Here is a 13,685-nt window from a genome sequence, read left to right as displayed (position 1 = left end):
CCCCCCCTCAACTACACCCGCTCGTCCCACCACACGTGTCGCACTTCAAACACGTCCCGTTCCGCACCAGCGTAAAATTCCCGCACTCCCCGCAGGCTTCGCCGGTATACCCCTTCATCCGTGCCAGGTTGCGCTGGTCGGCGGCGGTGGCGGCCGGCTTCTCCAACTCCAAGGTCCCCAGCTCCGCGTGCAGCGCGCTGGCGACCTGCTGCAGTTCGGTCGCGACGTCGGCCTTCAGCGCCGTGGCGCCAAAGGTCGCGAGGCCCTGCGGCGCCGTGGGCTGGGTCATGCCGCCCTGCACCAGCATCAGCTTGTCGGCTTTGGAGCGCACGAACCCTTTTGAGACGAAGCGCGCCGTGCTCGCCGGGATCTCGCCGCCGCCATTGTTGCCGCCCTGCGCCTTGCCCTGGTTCTCGCCGGAGCCGATCACGTCGGGGCCGATCTCGCTCGGGTCGATGTGGGCGAGTTCGTTGCGGCCGAGGTAGGAGATGGCGAGTTCGCGGAACACGTAGTCGAGGATCGACGTCGCGTTCTTGATCGCGTCGTTGCCCTGGACGAAACCGGCAGGCTCGAAGCGGGTGAAGGTGAAGGCGTCGACATATTCGTCGAGCGGCACGCCGTACTGCAGGCCGACCGAGATGGCGATGGCGAAATTGTTCATCAGGCTGCGGAAGGCGGCGCCCTCCTTGTGCATGTCGATGAAGATTTCGCCGATGCGGCCGTCCTGGTACTCGCCGGTGCGCAGGTAGACCTTGTGGCCGCCGACGACGGCCTTTTGGGTGTAGCCCTTGCGGCGGTCGGGCAGGCGCTCACGCTCGCGCATGCGCTCGACCCGCTCGACGACTCGCTCGACGATCTTTTCCGCGATGGCCGCGGTGCGCAGCGGCATCGGGCCGACGGCCAGCGCCTCCACGACGTCGTCCGCCTCGTCCTCGTCGTCCTCGATCAGCTGGCTGTTCAGCGGCTGCGACAGCTTCGAGCCGTCGCGATAGAGCGCGTTGGCCTTCAGCGCCAGACGCCAGGAGAGCATGTAGGCGTCCTTGCACTCTTCGACGCTGGCGTCGTTGGGCATGTTGATCGTCTTGGAGATGGCGCCGGAGATGAAGGGCTGCGCCGCCGCCATCATGCGGATGTGGCTCTGCACCGAGAGGTAGCGCTTGCCGGTGCGGCCGCAGGCGTTGGCGCAATCGAACACGCCGTAATGCTCTTCCTTCAGGTGCGGGGCACCCTCGACCGTCATCGCGCCGCAGACGTGAACGTTGCAGGCCTCGATCTCGGCCTTGGAGAAGCCGAGGTAGGAGAGCAGGTCGAACGCCGGATCGTCCATCTTCGCGGCGGGGATCTTCAGCACCTGGCTGAGGAAATCCGCGCCCAAAGTCCACTTGTTGAAGACGAATTTTATGTCGAAGGCGCCGGCCAGCGTTTTTTCCAGCTCTTCGAGCTTGGCGTCGGTAAAACCCTTGGCCTTGAGCGTCGAGTGGTTGATGCCCGGCGCCTGGCGCAGCGAGGCATGGCCGACAGCGAAGGCCTCGATCTCGGCCAAGTCCGCCTCGCGATAGCCGAGCGCGCGCAAGCCTTCCGGCACCGCGCGGTTGATGATCTTGAAGTAGCCGCCGCCGGCCAGCTTCTTGAATTTTACCAGGGCGAAGTCGGGCTCGATGCCCGTGGTGTCGCAATCCATCACGAGCCCGATCGTGCCGGTCGGCGCGACGACGGTGGTCTGGGCGTTGCGATAGCCGTGCTGCTCGCCGAGCGAGACGGCGAGATCCCAGGCGCGGCGGGCATGGTCGATCAGCGCGGGATCGCGCAGCGACGAGCCGTCGAGCGGCACGGGGGCGATGGACAGCGCCTCGTAGCCTGTGGCGTCGCCATAGGCGGCGCGGCGATGGTTGCGCATCACCCTGAGCATGCTGTCGGCATTGTCGTGGTAGCGGGCGAAGGGGCCGCGCTCCTTGGCCATTTCGGCGGAGGTCGCGTAGCAGATGCCGGTCATGATCGCCGAGAGCGAGCCGCAGATCGCGCGGCCTTCGTCGGAATCGTACGCAATGCCCGACGACATCAGGAAGCCGCCGATGTTGGCATAGCCGAGGCCGAGGGTGCGGTATTCGTAGGAGAGCTGGGCGATCTCGCGGCTCGGGAACTGCGCCATCAGAACCGAAATCTCGAGCACCACGGTCCACAGGCGGACGGCGTGTTCATAAGACCCGAGGTCGATGTTCTTGGTGGCGGCGTCGCGGAACTGCAGCAGGTTCAACGAGGCGAGATTGCACGCCGTGTCGTCGAGGAACATGTACTCGGAGCAGGGGTTCGAGGCCACGATCGGGCCGGCGGCCGGGCAGGTGTGCCAGTCATTGATGGTGGTGTGATACTGCAGGCCGGGATCGGCGGAGGCCCAGGCGGCGTAGCCGATTTTGTCCCAGAGTTCCCGCGCCGGCAGCGTCTTGGCCACCTTGCCGGTGATGCGGCGGGTCAGATTCCACTCTTTATCGTCTTCCACCGCGCGCAAAAAATCGTCGGTGACGCGGACGGAATTGTTGGAGTTCTGGCCGGCGACGGTCAGATAGGCCTCGGAATCCCAGTCGAGGGTGAAGATGTCGAAGTCGATCTCCTTAAAACCTTGCTTGGCATACTGGATGACCTTCTTGATGGAGGCGTCCGGCACAAAGGCACGGCGCGCAAGCTTGATCTCCTTCTTCAGGGCCGGGTTCTTCTCCGGGTTGAAGCAATCGTCGCCATGGCCTTCGCAGTTCACGCAGGCGCGCATGATCGCCTTCATCGCCTTCTGCACGACCTTGGAGCCGGTCACGAGGGCCGCGACCTTCTCTTCTTCCTTAACCTTCCAGTCGATATAGGCCTCGATATCCGGGTGATCGGCATCGACGACAACCATCTTGGCGGCGCGGCGGGTGGTGCCGCCCGACTTGATGGCACCGGCGGCGCGATCGCCGATCTTGAGGAAAGACATCAGGCCGGACGACTTGCCGCCGCCGGAAAGCTTTTCGTTCTCGCCGCGCAGCTTGGAAAAGTTGGAGCCGGTGCCGGAGCCGTACTTGAACAGGCGGGCCTCACGCACCCAGAGGTCCATGATGCCGCCCTCGTTGACGAGGTCGTCGGCGACCGACTGGATGAAGCAGGCATGCGGCTGCGGGTGCTCGTAGGCGGTGGCGGACGCCGTCAGCACGCCGGTCTGGAAGTCGACGTAATGGTGGCCCTGGCTCGGGCCGTCGATGCCGTAAGCCCAGTGCAGGCCGGTGTTGAACCACTGCGGCGAGTTCGGCGCGGCCATCTGCTTGGCGAGCATGAAGCGCAGCTCGTCCATGAAGGCCGAAGCGTCGGCCTCGCTGTCGAAGTAGCCGCCCTTCCAACCCCAGTAGGTCCAGGTGCCGGCGAGCCGGTCGAAGACCTGCGTCGACGACATTTCGGAGCCGTAGCGCTCTTTTTCCGGCAGCTCGGCAAGCGCGGCTTCGTCGGCGACGCTGCGCCAGAGGAAGGAGGGAACGTCGTTCTCCTCGACCTTCTTCAGCCGGGCCGGCACGCCCGCCTTGCGGAAATATTTTTGCGCGATGACGTCGGCGGCGACCTGGCTCCAGCTTAGCGGTACGGCGATGCCGTCGAGCAGGAACACGACCGACCCGTCGGGATTGCGGATTTCGCTCTTCGCGGCGCGGAATTCCAGTGACGCGTAGGGGGACTGGTCGGCGGTGGTGAAGCGGCGGTCGATGCGCATCTGAGGTCCTTGAGCGGTCCGTTGTGGCCTGGAAAGACTATGCTCCGATTCTCGGCAAAACGCTAACCCTAGCTGTTAGGAAATCTGTGGAACGCTATATATGGGGGCTGTGGGTAAAGCGGGAATAGCGGGGATATCCTCTCGGGCGCGGCAAAATCGTCACAGGGTTAACGCGTTTCCCGCAAAAAGGTGGAGCAGGGGCGGCAGGATCACCGGCGCGACGATCGCCGTCATGGCGCCATTGAGGCCGAGCGCGATTCCGGCGAAGGCGCCGGCCGTCGGATCGACCTGAAACGCCCGCGCCGTGCCGATGCCGTGCGCCGCCAGCCCCGCTGCGAAGCCGCGTGCGGCAAAGTCACGGATGCCGAGCGCGTTCATCATCGGGGTCACCACTACCGCGCCAAAGATGCCGGTGAGCATGACGAAGACGGCGGTCAGCGCGGGTAGACCGCCGTTGGCGGCGGCGAGGCTCATCGCGATTGGCGTCGTCGCGGATTTCGGGGCGAGCGAGGCGAGGATCGCCACCGGCACGCCCATCAGGCCGGCGATCAGCACCACCGACACCATCGCCGTCAGCGACCCCACGAGAAGCGCGCAGGTCATCGGCAGCAGCATGGCGCGGACGCGGCCGATGTTGCGGTAGAGGGGGATCGCCAAAGCGACCGTCGCCGGCCCGAGGAGAAAGTGCACGAACTGCGCGCCGTCGAAAAAGGTCTGGTAGCTCGTGCCCGTGAGCATCAGCAAAAGCGACAGCGGGATCGCCGCGAGCGCCACCGTGTTGGCAAGCGGGTGGCGGTGCGCCTTGTCGGCGACCCACTCCGCCAGCAGGTAGGCGACGAGCACCGACGTCAGCCAGAGCAGCGGGTTGGTGGACAGATAGACCCAGAGGTCGGCAGCGCGGTGCGGCGGCATCATGATTGCGCCTCGTCGGCGGCCGCATGGGCCGGGTGGTGGCGGCGATAGTGCGTTTGCCACCGGGCGCCCACGCGGAAGATCAGCACGGTGACCAGCATCGCCGCCGTCGTCGAGACGACGATCGAGATGGCGATCGTCCAGCCGTAGCGCGCCAGCAAGCCAAAGTACTGGACGATGCCGACCGCGGCCGGAATGAACAGCAGCGAGAGATTGCGCAGCAGCGCGTCGGCGACCAGCCCGATCTTCTTCGGCACGCGCTCCTCTTCCGGCAGGCCGCGCCCGTGGATCACGAGGTAGGCGAACATCAGCCCCATGCCGGCGACCGGGCCGGGCAGCGGCAGGCCGAGGGCGCGAACCACAACCTCGCCGATGAGCTGGCAGCAGAGCAGGGCGGTGATGGCGATAATCATGTTTAGGCTTTCCAGTCTGGACAGCGTGGTGGCGCATCGGCATAGTCCGCCGACTTCAAAACGCGTCTCGAGGCGCGATGCAAGAACACCGCCTCGAAAGAACCGCCTCGCCCTTCGGCACGAAACGGGATGGCCGCATGAACTCGATCGTTCGAACGCTCGCCAAGGTCTTCACCTGGTGGAACGGCCAGACCTTGAACACCCGGTTCCATACCTGGCGCAACGGCGAACGCGTCGGCGCCGACGAGACCGGCAACACCTATTATCGCACGATCGGCGGCGCGATCGACCCCGCTCTGGGTTTTGAACGCCGATGGGTCATTTTCGGCGGCTATTCCGAGGCCTCGACCGTTCCGCCAGGCTGGTACGGCTGGCTGCACCACACCGTCGACACCCCGCCGACTGCCGAAACCTATGTCGCCAAGGCCTGGCAGAAGCCGCACCGTCCCAACATGACGGGAACGCCGGAAGCCTGGCGTCCGCCGGGCTCGACGCTCGCCGCAAACGCCCGCCCGCCGGCATCGGGCGACTACGAGGCCTGGTCGCCTGAGGGGTAGGCTTTCGCAGCGCGTCCCCCTCCCCGTTGCGGGGAGAGGCTAGAGGTGGGGGGCCATCTTTCTGCTTCGGTGAACACCGCGCCCCCACTCCCGACCTCTCCCCGCAAGGGGGAGAGGAGATTCAGCCCCAATGCGGCCGGACTTTTGTGATGGCTGGCGCGAGTGCCAGCGCAACGGGCTTGCGGGCCGACGGATGACTTGATGACGCGTTCCAAATTCTTCGGCCTGCTTCTCAGCGCGACGGCGGCGACTCTTGTCGCGGCGCCCGCTTCGGCCGACCGCATCAAGCATCCCACCGCGATCTTTTCCGGACTCGACAAGATCACCGGGCGAATCATCTCCTTCGAGGTGGCGACCGACGAAACGGTACAGTTCGGCTCGCTGCAGATCACCGAGCGCGCCTGCTACACCCGCCCCTCGACCGAGGCGCCGCAGACCATCACTTTCGTCCAGGTCGACGAGGTCGACGCGAAAAAGCAGTACAAGCGCATCTTTTCCGGCTGGATGTTCGCCGCGAGCCCCGGCCTCCACGGCATCGAGCATCCGGTCTACGATATCTGGCTGACCGACTGTAAGGGCGGCACGGAAGTGATCGCCGCGCCGCCGGAAACGGCGGAAGCCGAGCCGGCGCCGCCGGCCAATGCCACCAAGGAGCCGGTCAAGGCGCCAAAACCGCGCCGTGCCGAGGCCGCGAAGCGCGATCAGCAGCGCGACGACGGGACGATCGATGTCGGCGCGGCCCCGGGCGCCGCGCCGCGTCGCGACCCGAATCGCGCCCCGCCGGCGCGCAGCTTCTTCCCGGACGAAGCGGGTGGCAGAGACCCAGGCGGTTTCTACTAGGACCGTCCGTCTTTGTGATCGAAGCGACGCGATCCAGGGGCATCAACGTCGCTATATCGTCAGCGGCCACTAGAGCGCTTTCCGCTTTGGTGGAATCACCAAAGCGATGAGAAATCGCTCTCTTCTCAAAAAAGTTAGAGCATTTCTCGACCATAAAAGTCTGCAACTTTTGTGGAAAATGCTCTAAGGCGCTGCGCCTTCGGCTCGAAATGACGGTCGATGACGCTGTCTTTCCGGGGCTCGCCGAAGGCGAGAGCCCGGAATCCATGAAGCCGCGGATGCCGTCAGAACCTGCAACGATGCAGCCATTCCGTCAGCCGCGGTGGCCCGAAATCCGGGCTTGCCTGCGGCGCCCGGAACGACAAACGGCTCCGGTTACAGCGCCTCCAACGCCCGCACGCCGCTGATCGCTTCGCCCTTCGGCCAGGCCCAAAAGTCCGCAGGCCGCGCGACCGCGTCCGCCAGCAGCAGGTGATACGCCTCCTTAGGGATCGCGATCGCGCCGAGCGTGGCGAGATGGTCGGTCACGAACTGGGTATCGAGCAGTCGGAAGCGCCCAAGCCGCAGCCGCGCCACGAGATGCACGAGCGCCACCTTCGAGGCGTCGCGCTCGCGGTGAAACATGCTCTCGCCGAAAAACGCCGCGCCGATGGCAACGCCATAAAGGCCACCGACCAGACCATTTTCGGACCAGACTTCGATCGTGTGGACCTGCCCCTGATCGAACAGCGCGCGGTACAGCGTACGGATGCGGGCGTTGATCCAGGTGCCGTCGCGCCCGGGTGCCGCGGCGGCGCAGCCGTCGAGGACAGCCTCGTAGGCGGTATCGACGCGGATCTCGAATCGATCGGAGCGCACCGTCTTGGCGAGGCTGCGCGACACGATGAGCCGATCGAGCGGAAAAATGCCGCGCTCTTCCGGGTCCACCCAAAACAGGCTGGGATCATCGGCGCTCTCGGCCATCGGGAACAGGCCGACCGAATAGGCCCGAAGCAGGATGTCCGGCGTTATCTCGCTGCGATCACGGGCGTGGGCCATGGCCTAGGAAGCCGCCGAAGACGGGCGTTCGTCAAGAGTCTCGAAAGCGCTTGCGCCGCCATCGAGCATCGGGTTGCACGCAAAAGTCTGCAACTTTTGCGTCCGATGCTCTAGACGATCCCGTCGCCGCCCCCGGCGGCCAAAAACTGTTCCAGCCAGTGGATGTCGTAGTCGCCGTTCTGGATGTCCGGGTTGCGCACCAGCGTGCGGTACAGCGGCGTCGTGGTCTCGATGCCGTCGATGATCAGTTCGTCCAGCGCACGGCGCAGCCGCATCAGGGTTTCCGTCCGCGTGCGGCCGTGGACGATGAGCTTGCCGACCAGCGAATCATAGTTCGGCGGGATCGTGTAGCCGGCGTAGACCGCGCTATCGACGCGCACGCCGAGGCCGCCGGGCGGATGATAGTAGGTGATCTTGCCGGGCGAAGGCCGGAACGTCGTCGGGTGTTCGGCGTTGATGCGGCACTCGATGGCGTGGCCGCGCAGGACGATGTCTTCCTGCTTGATCGACAGCGGCGAGCCGGCGGCGATCTTGATCTGCTCGTTGACCAGATCGAAGCCGGTGATCATCTCGGTGACGGGATGCTCGACCTGGATGCGGGTGTTCATCTCAATGAAGTAGAATTCGCCGTTCTCGTAGAGAAACTCGACCGTGCCGGCGCCGGAATAGTTGAGGTCGCGCATCGCCTTGGCGCAGATTTCGCCGATCCGGGCACGCTGCTCTTCGTTGATCGCCGGGGAGGGGCTTTCTTCCCAGACCTTTTGGTGGCGGCGCTGCAGCGAGCAGTCACGCTCGCCGAGATGGATCGCCCGGCCCTGGCCATCGCCGAGAATCTGGATCTCGATGTGCCGCGGCTTTTGAAGGTACTTTTCGAGGTAGACGGAATCGTCGCCGAAGGCTGCCTTGGCTTCGCTGCGCGCCATCGCCAGCGCGTCCGGCAGATCCTCCGCCGTCAGCGCCACCTTCATGCCGCGACCGCCGCCGCCGCTCGCCGCCTTGACCAGCACGGGGTAGCCGATCTCCGCGCCGACGCGCAGGCCCTCGACGTCATCGGTGATCGCGCCGGCCGAGCCGGGCACACAAGGAATGCCGAGGCGAATCGCGGTCTTCTTCGCCTCGATCTTATCGCCCATGATGCGGATATGCTCGGGCTTCGGCCCGATGAAGCCGATGCCGTGATCCTCGAGAATTTCGGCGAAGCGCGCGTTCTCCGAGAGGAACCCGTAGCCGGGATGCACGGCTTCGGCGCCGGTGATCTCGCAGGCGGCCAGCAGGGCCGGGATGTTGAGATAGGAATCGCGTGCGGCCGGCGGCCCGAGGCACACCGACTCGTCGGCGAGCTTGACGTGCATGGCGTCGGCATCGGCGGTGGAATGGACCGCCACCGTCGCGATGCCGAGCTCCTTCGCCGCGCGCAGAATGCGCAGGGCGATCTCGCCGCGATTGGCAATGAGGATCTTTTCGAACATCTCGCCCCGTGGTGCCTCGGAACGCTTCCAGCAAAGGGGGATGCCGCGTCCGAATGCGCTCTGAGAAAACTATCGTGTCGTCGCGCGATTTCGCGCGGCGGGTGGACGCTACTCGATGACGAGCAGCGCCTGTCCGTATTCCACCGGCTGGCCGTCCGCCACCATGATGCTGGTGACGGTGCCGCCGCGCGGCGCGATGATCTCGTTGAAGGTCTTCATCGCCTCGACCAGCAGGATCTTGTCGCCGGCCTTCACCACCGAGCCGATGTCGACGAAGGGCGCCGATTCCGGGGCAGGGCGGACGTAGGCGGTGCCGACCATCGGCGACTTCACCGTGCCGGGATGCTCGACCTTCGCCACGTCGGCGGCCGGAGCAGCCTGCGCCGCCGGAGCGGGCGCCGACGCCGGCCCATGCACTATGGTGGTCGTCATCTGGCGCGCGACGCGGATTTTGAGGTCGCCGGTCTGATACTCGATCTCGCTCAGGTCGAGCCGCTTGGCGATATCGGCCAGCGATTCCACGAGTTCGGTCCGGTCGAGCGCGGGCTCTTCGGCTTTGTGGGGCGGTTTGCTCATGCGGTCAGGGGTCCGTCCGCCGCAGGCGCCAGCAGGGCACGCAGGGCGAGTTCGTAGGAAAGAGGACCGAAGCCGGCGATCACGCCTTTGGCCACGGCGGAAATGGCGGAATGGTGCCGGAAGGGCTCGCGCGCATGGACGTTGCTCAGATGCACTTCGATGACCTCGGCTCCCGTCCCTGCGATCGCGTCCCGGATCGCGATCGACGTGTGCGTGTAGGCCCCGGCATTCAAGATGACCGGTTCGCCCGCTTGTCCCGCGGCCTGGATCCAGGTCACGAGATCGCCCTCGTGATTGCTCTGGCGGAACACGAGAGAGACGCCATGTGCACCGGCAAGCGCGGCGAGTCCAGTCTCGATGTCGGCAAGCGTGGCCCTGCCATAGGTGGCAGGCTCGCGCGTCCCCAGGAGATTGAGGTTCGGCCCGTTGAGGACGTGGATGGTGGTCAGCGCCATGGCGAGAGTGTCCCGATCGTGAGGCCGATCAGGAGCACAAGACCTTGCCGCATTTGCGCACGTTGCCGATCTTGCCGTTGATCTCGTCGTAGCCGACCGCACCAATCAACACGTCGTCGCCGAGGATGTAGGACGGCGTGCCGTTGAGCGACAGGCCTTTGGCCACCTCATCCGAGCCTTGGATGGCGGTCCGGACCTCCGGCTTGGCCGCGTCCTTCGCCAGCTTGTCCATGTCGGCGCCCATGCTTTTCGCGACATCGAGCGCCTGGTCCTTGCCGACCATGCCCTTGGTGCCGAGCAGCTTGCGATGGAAATCCCAGAATTTTTCGCCGGGAAACTGCTCATGCGCGGCGACGGCGATGATCGACGCCTGCACCGAGTTCGGCGACAGGATCGGGAAATCGCGGAGGATCACGCGCAAATCCTTGTTGTCCTTCATCAGCCGGTCGAGATCGTCGAGGGCGCGCTTGCAGTAGCCGCAGTTGTAATCGAAGAACTCGACGAGGGTGACGCTGCCCTTGGGGTTGCCGATGACGAAGCCGTCCGGCGAATTGTAGATCGGACCGGCAAGGTCGGTCAGCGCCTTCTTGCGGGTGTCGGCCTCGGCGGCCTTCTCCTTCTCGTCGAGCGCGGTGATCGCGTCGCGCAGGACTTCCGGGTGTTCCAGCAGATAGCTCTTGATGATTGACTTGATCTCGGTCGTCTGGTCCGCCGAAAACTCCGCGGCCTGGGCCGGAAGAATGGCCGCGAAACCGAGGACGAGGGCGGCGACGGCGCCACGCAGGCTCATCATGATGGCTCAACCCTTTTGTGATCCTCGGCGAGGCGCCCCGCCGACCGCTCTTGCGGGTTCCGGCGGCGGGCCTGACGAGGGGAATGGTGGAAGACCGATGGTTCGGTGGTGTTGATCTGGACCATGCCGCGGCATCCGAAGAGGCCGGGACGATCCCCGCTCCACGTTTTGCCTGTAATCGGGGCCAGATCAAGTCAACAAGCGACGGATTGCGGCGGCGGCCCGATCAGCGGGAGTATCGTCGCACGATCGAGCGGGATGGCACAGTCCTTGATCGTCACCCGGCAATCGCCGGCATCAAGACCGACGCGGATACAAAGAGGCGCCCCGTGGCCGATATCTGGACTTGTAAATCGATCGAGACCTTGCAGTCCCAGGCGGCCGGGACCGAGCCCGACGCTTTTTCGTCCGGCGCGAAAGTCATCCTGAAGCGATCGCTGTCGCTGGTCAGCCTCATCGCGCTTGGTGTCGGGGGAATCATCGGCGCCGGCATCTTCGTCCTCACCGGCCATGCCGCGGCGGAATATGCCGGACCGGCGGTGAGCCTTTCCTTCGTGCTCGCCGGCATCGTCTGCGTCTTCGCCGGTCTCTGCTACGCGGAGATGGCGTCCACCGTGCCGGTCTCCGGCAGCGCCTACACCTATGCCTATGCGACGATGGGCGAGTTGATAGCCTGGATCATCGGCTGGGACCTGATCCTGGAATATGCCGTCGGGGCAACGACCGTCGCCATCGGCTGGTCGGGCTACATCACCAGCTTCCTGAAAGATGTCGGCATCGTCCTGCCGACGGCGCTGACCCAGGCACCACTCGCCTTCGATCCCTCGACGAGCCATTGGTCGCAGACCGGCGCGCTGCTCAACGTGCCGGCCGTGCTGGTCATTCTCGGCGTCACCGGGCTGCTGACCGTCGGCATCACCGAGTCGGCGCGGGTCAACAACATCATCGTGGCGATCAAGGTCTCGATCGTGGTGCTGTTCATCGCCGTCGGCATTTGGTTCGTGAAGGAGAGCAACTGGGTCACGCCTTTGAACCCGCAGGGCGCCTTCATCCCGCCGAACGCCGGGACGGCCGGGCATTTCGGCTGGAGCGGCGTGATCCGCGGCGCGGCGGTCGTGTTCTTTTCCTACATCGGCTTCGATGCCGTCTCGACAGCCTCGCAGGAGGCGGAGAATCCGCAGCGCGACATTCCGCTCGGCATGCTCGGCTCGCTGATCGTCTGCACGATCCTCTACGTGCTGGTGAGCTACGTCGCGACAGGCATCATATCCTTCGACAAGCTCAATGTACCGGACCCGATCGCCGTCGGCGCCGACACCATCGGCTTCTTCTGGCTGAAGCCGATCATCAAGATCGGCGCGGTGCTCGGGCTGACCTCGGTCATCATCGTGCTGCTGATGGCGCAGAGCCGGATCTTCTACGCGATTGCCAAGGACGGGTTGCTGCCCCGCGTGGTCGCGACGCTGCATCCGCGTTTCCAGACGCCTTATATTACGACCATCATAACAGGTCTGGTCGTGGCGACGCTGGCCGGCGTTATGCCCATCGGCCTCGTCGGCGAGCTCGTCAGCATCGGCACCCTGTTCGCGTTCGTGGTGGTCTGTGCGGGCGTCGTGGCGCTGCGGATCCGCCAGCCCGACATCGAGCGGCCGTTCAAGACGCCGTTCGTCTTCGTCGTCGGGCCGATCGGTGTCATCTCGGCGCTCGCCCTGATGGCGGGTCTGCCGCTCGACACCTGGATCCGGCTCGGCGTGTGGCTGGTGATCGGCCTTGCGATCTACTTTTTCTACGGCCGCCGGCATAGCCGCCTGCGCCGCTGAGGGCGTCTTTACGAGCACAGCGACGCAACCCAGAGCCGCTGCTTCGTTTTCGACAAGCGGGCCACAGGCGGCCCGGGGTCGCTTCGCTTCTATCGCAATGACGACAACAAAAAAGGCGGCCCATCGGAGCCGCCCTTTCTTATTGGCCCTGTCTGGCGCCGATCAGCCGCCGAGGGTGGCCTTGGCGCGCTGCCACCAGCCGGAGCGCTTGGGCTGCTCCGGATCGGCCTCGGACGAGGTGAGCTCCGGTTTCTGGGGAGCCGCGGCTGCAGGGGCTTCGGGCGCCGCAGCCGTTTCCACGGGTGCCGGCGCTGGCGCGACTGGAGCCGGAGTAGGCGCCGCGGCGACGGGTTCCGGCGCAGCAGCGTCTGCTACAGGTGCTTCAACGACAGGCGCCGGAGCAGGCACGTCGGGCTGAACGCTGACGTCGGCATAGTGATCGGGCGCGGGTTCGACCGACAGCGCGGCCGGCGTGTCACCCTCAACCGCGTCGCCGAGCTGGTCGACGGGATGGATGTCCTCGGCGCTCAAGGCGTCCGCACCGCGCGGACCCTCTTCGCGCGAACGGCTGTCGCCCCGCCGCGAACGCCGGCGGCGTCCTTCGCCACGACCGTTCTCTTCGCCGGACACCTGCTCCGAGCGATCCTCGCCCTCGGCCTCGGCACTCTCGGATCGAGCACCTTCAGACTTGGCGGCCTCGGTCTCCTCGCCCTCCGGTGCGGCGCGGGCCGCCACGTCGGCGACGTAGCCGAGCGCGTCATCGGCCGGCTGCGGTGCGTCGTCGGCAATGCCCGAGCTTTCCCGATCGCGGCCGCGGCGCCGACGGCGGCGCTTGCGGCGCTGCCCGTCGCCTTCCGGCCCCTCGGCCCCGTCGCGCGTCCCTTGCTCGCGCGGCTCGCCTTCGGGCTCGGCCTCGAACGTCTCGCCGGTCTCGTCTTCGGCCTCGAAGGCCTCGTCATCTTCGTCGAGGATCGGATCGTCATATTTCGGCAGCTGCCGCGCCGGCTGCGGCGTGCCGGTCGACAGTTCGCCGCGCTCGATGGCGTGGTAGGTCGTGCCGGTCAGGGATTCATCCGCGATGAAGG

11 protein-coding genes and 1 pseudogene are annotated in these 13,685 nt (G+C 65.7%); 3 read left to right on the top strand and 9 right to left on the bottom strand.

All coding sequences use genetic code 11. The annotated features are described in order from the left end of the window. Window positions 1–7 precede the first annotated feature (7 nt). The 3 genes from GSQ79_RS08620 to GSQ79_RS08610 form a co-directional block, all read right to left on the bottom strand. Window positions 8–3,727 carry a vitamin B12-dependent ribonucleotide reductase gene (locus GSQ79_RS08620; protein WP_158808311.1) on the bottom strand — a complete coding sequence of 1,240 codons (3,720 nt, stop codon included), beginning with the start codon at window positions 3,725–3,727 and terminating at the stop codon, window positions 8–10. Between the two features lie 159 nt (window positions 3,728–3,886). Continuing rightward, window positions 3,887–4,639, bottom strand: coding sequence for an LrgB family protein (locus GSQ79_RS08615; RefSeq protein ID WP_210253039.1), 753 nt, complete (start codon window positions 4,637–4,639; stop codon window positions 3,887–3,889). Next, on the bottom strand, window positions 4,639–5,052 hold the full coding sequence (locus GSQ79_RS08610) for a CidA/LrgA family protein (protein ID WP_158808309.1): 414 nt from the start codon (window positions 5,050–5,052) through the stop codon (window positions 4,639–4,641). The genes GSQ79_RS08615 and GSQ79_RS08610 overlap by 1 nt, the downstream gene beginning before the upstream one ends. A 137-nt stretch (window positions 5,053–5,189) precedes the next feature. Between GSQ79_RS08610 and GSQ79_RS08605 the strand changes: the two genes are divergently transcribed. Further along, window positions 5,190–5,609, top strand: coding sequence for an NADH:ubiquinone oxidoreductase subunit NDUFA12 (locus GSQ79_RS08605; protein WP_158808308.1), 420 nt, complete (start codon window positions 5,190–5,192; stop codon window positions 5,607–5,609). Between the two features lie 201 nt (window positions 5,610–5,810). Next, window positions 5,811–6,449 (top strand): DUF2155 domain-containing protein, encoded by a 639-nt coding sequence (locus tag GSQ79_RS08600; protein ID WP_158808307.1) that lies wholly within the window; start codon window positions 5,811–5,813, stop codon window positions 6,447–6,449. A gap of 375 nt (window positions 6,450–6,824) precedes the next feature. On the opposite strand, the gene aat is transcribed toward GSQ79_RS08600, so the two are convergent. From aat to GSQ79_RS08575, 5 genes are all read right to left on the bottom strand, one after another. Continuing rightward, the gene (gene aat, locus GSQ79_RS08595) at window positions 6,825–7,487 is read right to left on the bottom strand and encodes a leucyl/phenylalanyl-tRNA--protein transferase (protein ID WP_158808306.1); all 663 of its coding nucleotides are present in this window, start codon (window positions 7,485–7,487) and stop codon (window positions 6,825–6,827) included. A gap of 110 nt (window positions 7,488–7,597) precedes the next feature. Beyond that, window positions 7,598–8,956, bottom strand: a complete 1,359-nt coding sequence (accC, locus tag GSQ79_RS08590; RefSeq protein WP_158808305.1) for an acetyl-CoA carboxylase biotin carboxylase subunit — start codon at window positions 8,954–8,956, stop codon at window positions 7,598–7,600. A 108-nt stretch (window positions 8,957–9,064) separates the two neighbouring features. Next, window positions 9,065–9,532 (bottom strand): acetyl-CoA carboxylase biotin carboxyl carrier protein subunit, encoded by a 468-nt coding sequence (locus GSQ79_RS08585; RefSeq protein ID WP_158808304.1) that lies wholly within the window; start codon window positions 9,530–9,532, stop codon window positions 9,065–9,067. Further along, a complete protein-coding gene (aroQ, locus tag GSQ79_RS08580) occupies window positions 9,529–9,981 on the bottom strand; it encodes a type II 3-dehydroquinate dehydratase (RefSeq protein WP_158808312.1) in 453 nt (150 codons plus the stop codon). Before aroQ ends, GSQ79_RS08585 begins: the two co-directional genes overlap by 4 nt. A gap of 34 nt (window positions 9,982–10,015) precedes the next feature. Next, window positions 10,016–10,780: a DsbA family protein gene (locus tag GSQ79_RS08575; protein ID WP_158808303.1), complete on the bottom strand. Its 765-nt coding sequence runs from the start codon at window positions 10,778–10,780 to the stop codon at window positions 10,016–10,018. Window positions 10,781–11,109: 329 nt separating this feature from the next. Here GSQ79_RS08575 and GSQ79_RS08570 point away from each other — a divergent pair, with 329 nt between their 5' ends. Further along, window positions 11,110–12,600 carry an amino acid permease gene (locus GSQ79_RS08570; RefSeq protein ID WP_158808302.1) on the top strand — a complete coding sequence of 497 codons (1,491 nt, stop codon included), beginning with the start codon at window positions 11,110–11,112 and terminating at the stop codon, window positions 12,598–12,600. A gap of 162 nt (window positions 12,601–12,762) precedes the next feature. Here the strand turns inward: GSQ79_RS08570 and GSQ79_RS08565 are convergent. Next, window positions 12,763–13,685: pseudogene (locus GSQ79_RS08565) on the bottom strand (ribonuclease E/G); the annotation flags it as partial.

It is taken from the genome of Beijerinckia sp. L45, from assembly GCF_009765775.1.
Classification (GTDB): domain Bacteria; phylum Pseudomonadota; class Alphaproteobacteria; order Rhizobiales; family Beijerinckiaceae; genus RH-AL1.
This window is presented reverse-complemented; position numbering and strand designations above follow the sequence as displayed.

Excerpts from the sequence above, each read along its gene's own strand:
- GSQ79_RS08620 (WP_158808311.1), bottom strand. The coding sequence starts at position 3,727 with ATGCGCATCGACCGCCGCTTCACCACCGCCGACCAGTCCCCCTACGCG.
- GSQ79_RS08615 (WP_210253039.1), bottom strand. The coding sequence starts at position 4,639 with ATGCCGCCGCACCGCGCTGCCGACCTCTGGGTCTATCTGTCCACCAAC.
- GSQ79_RS08610 (WP_158808309.1), bottom strand. The coding sequence starts at position 5,052 with ATGATTATCGCCATCACCGCCCTGCTCTGCTGCCAGCTCATCGGCGAG.
- GSQ79_RS08605 (WP_158808308.1), top strand. The coding sequence starts at position 5,190 with ATGAACTCGATCGTTCGAACGCTCGCCAAGGTCTTCACCTGGTGGAAC.
- GSQ79_RS08600 (WP_158808307.1), top strand. The coding sequence starts at position 5,811 with ATGACGCGTTCCAAATTCTTCGGCCTGCTTCTCAGCGCGACGGCGGCG.
- aat (WP_158808306.1), bottom strand. The coding sequence starts at position 7,487 with ATGGCCCACGCCCGTGATCGCAGCGAGATAACGCCGGACATCCTGCTT.
- accC (WP_158808305.1), bottom strand. The coding sequence starts at position 8,956 with ATGTTCGAAAAGATCCTCATTGCCAATCGCGGCGAGATCGCCCTGCGC.
- GSQ79_RS08585 (WP_158808304.1), bottom strand. The coding sequence starts at position 9,532 with ATGAGCAAACCGCCCCACAAAGCCGAAGAGCCCGCGCTCGACCGGACC.
- GSQ79_RS08575 (WP_158808303.1), bottom strand. The coding sequence starts at position 10,780 with ATGATGAGCCTGCGTGGCGCCGTCGCCGCCCTCGTCCTCGGTTTCGCG.